Genomic DNA, 6842 nt, shown 5'->3' with positions numbered 1-6842 from the left:
CGACAGGGTGAGGCGGGGCCTCGCGCTTGAGGCAGCCGCGCTTATTCGACTATAGATTGCGCGCGGCATTTCCGGCGCCCTTGGGGGGCGCTGGGCGACGCCGTGGGCAACAAGCATAGAACGATCGGATCTTCGCCATGCAGCTTCGCAGCTTCATTTTCCTGGGACTTTGCGCCGCACTCGGCATGAGTTCCCCAGCCTTCGCCGGCGTGCCGGCAAATATGGCCGCACAGCCTTCGGCTGAAACAACTTCTGCCATCAACGTCGCCGTCAAGAGTGATGCGTCGCAATTGAAGCTTCTAAAGAAGAAGAAAAACCCGACGCCCGACGACCTCGCCCAGATCAAGAAGATCGAGGCCAAGATCGTTGCCGACAAGGAAGCCGCCAAAGCCAAGGCGCTCGAAGCCAGGAAACTGGCGATGCGCGAGGCGGCAAAGGCCAAGGCCGACGCTGAACGGCAGGCGTTCCTGGCCAAGAAGGGCAAGAGCACGCAGGCAACCCAGGTGGCCGATGCCAAGCCGGCCAAGAAGCTGGTTGCCAAGATCATCGAACCAATCGAACCGATCGCGCCGATCCAGTCGGCCGAGCCGCTTCCGGCAGAGGCGATGAACATCGCCCTGACCGGCAACAATGGCGAGTTGCGCAGCGAGGTCATCGGCCAGAAGCAGCCGAGCAGCGGCGGTTTGTTCGCCGGTCTCTTCGGCGGTAGCTCTTCCTCTTCGTCGATTTCATATCTTCCCGAGACACGGGCTCTCGACCAGGCTCTCGCCAAGAGGGAAGCCAAGAAGCAGTTCAAGGTGAAGCCGGAATTCGTGCCGCAGGACGTGGAATTCAGCGGTTACGCTGCCGGCACCATCGTTATCGACACCAGCGCGCGCCGCCTCTACCTCGTCGAATCGTCCTCCACCGCGCGCCGCTACGCCATCGCGGTCGGCCGCGACGGCCTGCAGTTCAAGGGTACGGTTGCAGTCGGTGACAAGCAGGAATGGCCGCGCTGGATCCCGACGCTGGACATGCAGAAGCGCGAGCCGAAGCATTACGGCCAGTATAAGGACGGTATGCCCGGCGGTGGCCAGAATCCGCTCGGCGCGCGCGCCATCTATCTCTATGACGGCAAGAAGGACACGCATCTGCGCATCCACGGCACCATTGCGCCGCAGTCGATCGGAACCAGCGCCTCGAATGGTTGCTTCCGCATGATCAACGAGCACGTCATGGACCTTTACAGCCGCGTCAGGGTTGGCACCAAGGTCGTCATCATCTGACGTTTTCGTCATCCTGCCGAAAGGGCCGGCTCAGCCGGCCCTTTTGTTTTGCCTTGTTCACGATCCAAGCGCCTTCTTGGGAAAAAAGCTTCGCGGCGGTTTTTTCTCTGGCGGAATCAATCCGGCCGCGTTAAGCGATGACTCCCATGGCGCGATATGTATTCATCACAGGCGGCGTGGTTTCCTCACTTGGAAAAGGCATTGCCGCAGCGGCCCTTGGGGCTCTCCTGCAGGCGCGAGGCTATCGCGCACGCATCAAAAAACTCGATCCCTACCTGAATGTCGATCCAGGCACGATGTCGCCGTACCAGCATGGCGAAGTCTTCGTCACCGACGATGGTGCGGAAACCGATCTTGATCTTGGCCATTACGAGCGCTTCACAGGCCGCTCCGCCAACCAGCAGGACAACATCACCACCGGCCGCATCTACAAGAACATCATCGAGCGCGAGCGGCGCGGCGACTATCTCGGCGCAACCGTGCAGGTCATCCCGCACGTCACCGATGAGATCAAGAATTTCGTTCTTAACGGCAATGACGACTATGATTTCGTGTTGTGCGAGATCGGCGGCACGGTCGGCGACATCGAGGCGATGCCATTCCTGGAAGCTATTCGCCAGCTCGGCAACGACCTGCCGCGCAACAACGCCGTCTACGTCCATCTGACGCTGATGCCCTACATACCGACGGCAGGCGAGCTGAAGACCAAGCCGACTCAGCATTCGGTCAAGGAGCTGCGCGGCATCGGCATCGCGCCCGATATCCTGCTGGTCCGTGCCGACCGCGCCATTCCCAAGGAAGAGCGCAGGAAACTGTCGCTGTTTTGCAATGTGCGCGAAAGTGCCGTGATCCAGGCGCTCGACGTGCCGCATATCTACGATGTGCCGATGGCTTACCATAGGGAAGGGCTCGATTCGGAAGTGCTGGCCGCCTTCGGCATCGATCCGGCGCCGAAGCCGCGCATGGAGCCGTGGCAGGCGGTATCCAACCGCATCCACAATCCGGAAGGCGAGGTCACCATCGCCGTTGTCGGCAAATATACCGGCCTCAAGGACGCCTACAAATCTCTGATCGAGGCGCTCTCGCATGGCGGCCTTGCCAACCACGTCAAGGTCAAGCTCGACTGGATCGAATCGGAGATCTTCGAAAAGGAAGATCCGACGCCCTGGCTGGAAAAGGTGCATGGCATCTTGGTTCCCGGCGGTTTTGGCGAGCGCGGCTCCGAAGGCAAGATCCTGGCGGCGAAGTTCGCGCGTGAGCGCAAGGTGCCGTACTTCGGTATCTGCTTCGGCATGCAGATGGCCTGCATCGAGGCGGCGCGGTCGCTGGCCGGCGTCGAACATGCGTCTTCGACCGAGTTTGGTCCGACCGAAGAACCGGTGGTCGGCCTGATGACCGAATGGCTGAAAGGCAACATGCTGGAGAAGCGCCGCGAAACCGGCGATCTCGGCGGCACGATGCGGCTCGGCGCCTATCAGGCCGAGCTCGCCAAGGGCTCCAAGATCGCCGAGATCTATGGCGACACACAGATTTTCGAGCGCCATCGCCACCGCTACGAGGTCAATGTCGACTACAAGGAGCGGCTTGAGGATTGCGGCCTGGTGTTTGCCGGCATGTCGCCCGACGGCGTGTTGCCGGAAACGGTCGAATACCCGGACCATCCGTGGTTCATCGGCGTGCAGTATCACCCGGAACTGAAAAGCCGGCCGCTCGAGCCGCATCCGCTGTTCGCCAGTTTCATCGAGGCGGCCGTGGAGCAGAGCCGGCTGGTGTAGCGATCAGGTCGGGCGGCAATGCAGACCTATGTCGCACTGCTTTACAGTATCATCCTGGCTGAGGGGCGACGGGTCGTCATGGCCGACCTCAAGGCCATGGCCGAAGAGCTCGGGCTGAACAACCCGCGCACGCTGGTGGCGACGGGCAATCTGGTCTTCGAGGCACCGGCAACTGATATCGCCGACCTCGAACAGTGGTTGGAGGCAGCCTTCGAAAAAACCTTCGGCCGCCATGTCGATATCATCGTGCGCGGTGCCGAGGACTGGCTGAAGCTTGCCGCCGGCAATCCGTTTCCGATGGAATCGAATGCGACCGCGGATCAGGTGGCGGTGCGCGTGATGCGTAAGCCTGCACCCGAGCAGGCCGTGACGGCACTGCAGGCCTATGCCGCCGAGGACGAGAAAGTGACTTCGCTCGGCGGCGACATCTGGGTCGTCTTTTCGCGAGAGAGGCCAAGTTCGCGGCTGCTCGCGGCAATGAACCACAAGCGCATGGGCATCGGCACGTCGCGCAACTGGAACACGGTGCGCAAATTGGCCGAGATGATCGGGTAGTTGGGGCGGCTTTGCGCCGCCCCTGATGATGCTCGTCAGGCTTTCGCGGTCTTGGCGCCTGCGCCCAGAGCGGCGGTGCGCAGCACGTAGTAGATAATGCCGGCGATCGCCACGCCGAAGAACCAGCCATAGACACCCCACCAGGACGGCAGCCAGTTGGTGAAGTTGGGCAGGATCGACGAGAAGATGGCGCCGATGCCTGCTGCGATGAATGCATTGACGTGCCAGCCGCCCTGGAAACGGAACTCGCCGTCCTCGCGGTAGAGCGCCTCGACGTCGACCTCGCCCTTCCGGATCAGGTAGTAGTCGACCATCATCACGCCGAAGATCGGCCCCATTGTCGCGCCGATGATGTTGACGAAGGAAGCGGCACTGCCTTCCCACGGCGCGAAGGGGTAAAGCAGCAGGGCAATCACGGCCGCGATATAGCCGCCCTTCTTGAAGTCGATCTGCCTGGGAAAGACGTTGGAGAAGTCGAAGGCCGGCGAGACGAAGTTTGCCACCACGTTGATGCCGAGGGTTGCCACGGCAAAAGTCAGGGCTGCGAGCGCTGCCAGGAACCAGCTGTCGAATTTCGCCGAGATCTGGTCGGGATGCAGCAGCACTTCGCCATAGACATCAAAGGCGGCAATGGTGGTGACGCCGGCGACCAGCGAGAACAGGATCAGGTTGATCGGCAGGCCCCAGATGTTGCCCTTGCGCAGCGATGCCTTGTCCGGCGCGTAACGGGCGAAATCGCAGAAGTTGAGATAGAGCGCCGAGAAATAGGTGACCCAGATCGCCGCCACCGCAAACAGCGAGGTCCACGATCCCGGCGTGCCCGGCACGCCCGCGTCCTTCGTCTTGTCCAGCAGCACGTCCATCGGGATATCGCTGGTGAAGGCAAATCTCCCGGATTTGACGCAGAGATAGATCGCCAGGATCAGCATCATCACCCAAACCGCGGGGCCGGCCCAGTCCTGGAAGCGGCGCACCGTTTCCATGCCGTTCTGGATGATCAGCAGTTGCAGCCCCCAGATGACCACGAAGCAGATCACCTCCAGGCCGGTATGGCCGAGGAAATGCGTGCTGGCGTTGAAATCGGCGAACCATTGTGTGCGGATCAGCAGCGCCACGATCGCGCCCGAGGCGGCGGCCGTCTGCGCGCCGTACCAGAAACAGGCGACGATGGCGCGCACCAGTGCCGGTATGTTGGCGCCCCAGATGCCGAAAGAGGCGCGGGCAAGCACGGGGTAGGGCACGCCCGTCTTCACGCCGGCATAGCCGACCATGTTCATCAGCACATAGATGATCAGCGAGCCGATACCGATGGCGATGATGAAGTTGACGAAGCCGCCGCAGAACAGAAACAGGCTAGCGGCCAGATAGTAGCCCCAAAGGCTGTGGACGTCCGACGTCCAGACGTTGAAGATCGAGAATGGTCCCCAGTTTCGAACTTTGGCCGGAGCCAGATCCTCGTTGTACAGATCAGGTGAAGCACCCTGTATCGTCATGGCAATGTTCCCCTTTTGCAGCACGCGCCCTCACGCGTTGACCGCGTGCAGGTTAAGCCTGCCGCAGGGGAACCGACAAGCAACCTATTTGCCGGCTTTGGCCTTAAAGATATTCAATGAGAACTGCGATTATCGATGCAAGGCGATGGTGGGTCATCGCTGAACCCGGCACGGATGATTCGAAGTTCGACGCTGGGATTCCAATGTGAAGCGGTGGCTGCCGACATCTTCGGTAGGGGGCCCTAAGCGATGGCCATCACCTGCTTGTGGTCCGCGACTTCAGCGAGCAGCCAATCCTGAAACAGGCCGGTGCCTGGTTTGTTGCCGATGCTGCGACGCTGATGCAGGTAAATGCCGGCCGGATAGGTGTGGCGGACATGGAACGGCGCGACCAGTTTGCCTTGCTGCAGAAAATCTTGCGCCATGATCGTGTCCGCAAGCGCTATTCCGGCGCCATTGATCGCTTCGCGCATGATGAGCGTACAATCATCCAGTGTTGTGCTGGATTTTGGCGTCGTTTCCAGAACGCCTTCCTGCTCCAGCCAACGCTTCCATCTCATGGTTTCGCATTCATGGATCAGATGATGATTGACCAGATCGGCCGGCGATCGCAGCGGCACAGGCCCCTCCAAAAGCGAAGGCGCACAGACCGGCGTCAAAAGCAGCGGGATCAGCAACGTCAAAGCCGGGCCGGCCTTGTAGACGAACTCGTCGACAATGGCCAAATCGAAGTTGGCGCGCTTGCCTGAAGTGGAGATCTCCAAATCCACCGACGGATGCAACCGGCGAAAGTTCGGCAACCGGTCCGCCAGCCAAAGGTTCAGAACGGTGGGCACGCACAAGACCCGGACCCGTTGGATCTTGCCGTGGCGCGAGCCGTCCGAGAGGCTGACGTCATCGGTGGCGCGCCAGATGGCTTCGAACGCCTCCGAGAGGCTGCGCGCATAGTAGGAGCCCCGGATGGTTGGCGTTATCTGGCGAAAACCGCGTTCGAACAGGTCCTGGCCAAGATTTCGTTCAAGCGCGCGGATGTGGCGGCTGACAGCCGAGGGTGTCAGATGCAGTTCTTCCGCCGCGTCCTTGACGCTGCCGAGGCGAGCGGCGGCCTCGAAAGCGCGCATGCCATTGAGTGAGGGAAGGGCCATTCGACGATCATGAATTGTCAGTTGAGTTTTTGTCAATCGACATGGGCAGAATTCGCGTTTGATCGCCTGCCCCGTTAGGGGATACCCAGAGGACAAGAGCAATTAAGTCGTCTCAAGCGACTGTTTGGGAACACCGGTACCATACCATCGACGGCTGAGACCGGCTTGACCAGTCTCACCGGTGGAGAGCGAAGCTTTGCTCGGTATCGCCGCAATTGGAGAGAGCGCCAGCCTATGCCTCAATCGCCAGCGCCGGTCTTCGAAGCTGCGGAGGAGATTTCCGCGGAAACCTCCGTCGTCGTGATTTTGCAAACTGCCCAACCAGGCTTTGGTCCCCGGGCAGCGGCTCTGGACGCTGAGATGAGCGGGATTCTCTCTCGTGCATGCTCTGACCCGGCCGCCTTGGCCGAATCCGGCACCTGCATCGATCTTATTGCCCCGCAGGCAGTATCGACCAAGCGCGTGGTTGTCCTGGCCTTGGGCAAAGCCGAAGCCGTAACCACCCTCTCGTTGGCGCGCGCCGGCGGTCTGCTTGCCGCACATCTGGAAGGCAAGGGGGAATGCGCGGCCACTCTGGTCCTGGACCCCATCGCTGGCATTGAACTATCC

At 61.0% G+C, this 6842-nt stretch carries 6 protein-coding genes; 4 read left to right on the top strand and 2 right to left on the bottom strand.

The genetic code is table 11. The features are described 5' to 3' along the window. The first annotated feature begins 137 nt into the window (after window positions 1-137). From EOC06_RS29260 to EOC06_RS29250, 3 genes are all read left to right on the top strand, one after another. Complete coding sequence (locus tag EOC06_RS29260; protein ID WP_127319981.1) at window positions 138-1265, top strand: L,D-transpeptidase; 1128 nt, start codon at window positions 138-140, stop codon at window positions 1263-1265. Between the two features lie 146 nt (window positions 1266-1411). Then, window positions 1412-3040: a CTP synthase gene (locus tag EOC06_RS29255; protein ID WP_164761665.1), complete on the top strand. Its 1629-nt coding sequence runs from the start codon at window positions 1412-1414 to the stop codon at window positions 3038-3040. An 18-nt stretch (window positions 3041-3058) separates the two neighbouring features. After that, entirely contained in the window at window positions 3059-3595 is a 537-nt protein-coding gene (locus EOC06_RS29250) for a DUF1697 domain-containing protein (RefSeq protein WP_127268715.1), read from the top strand. 35 nt (window positions 3596-3630) lie between these two features. Here the strand turns inward: EOC06_RS29250 and EOC06_RS29245 are convergent, their stop codons facing one another. Continuing rightward, complete coding sequence (locus tag EOC06_RS29245) at window positions 3631-5088, bottom strand: NCS1 family nucleobase:cation symporter-1 (protein ID WP_127268714.1); 1458 nt, start codon at window positions 5086-5088, stop codon at window positions 3631-3633. A 242-nt stretch (window positions 5089-5330) separates the two neighbouring features. Further along, on the bottom strand, window positions 5331-6233 hold the full coding sequence (locus EOC06_RS29240; RefSeq protein ID WP_127397238.1) for a LysR family transcriptional regulator: 903 nt from the start codon (window positions 6231-6233) through the stop codon (window positions 5331-5333). A gap of 234 nt (window positions 6234-6467) precedes the next feature. On the opposite strand from EOC06_RS29240, the gene EOC06_RS29235 reads away from it, so the two are divergent. After that, the coding region (locus EOC06_RS29235) for a M17 family peptidase N-terminal domain-containing protein (RefSeq protein ID WP_281062120.1) at window positions 6468-6842 on the top strand (375 nt) is incomplete at its 3' end.

The sequence above is a fragment of the Mesorhizobium sp. M7A.F.Ca.MR.362.00.0.0 genome (genome assembly GCF_004023175.1).
Taxonomy (GTDB): Bacteria; Pseudomonadota; Alphaproteobacteria; order Rhizobiales; family Rhizobiaceae; genus Mesorhizobium.
This window is presented reverse-complemented; position numbering and strand designations above follow the sequence as displayed.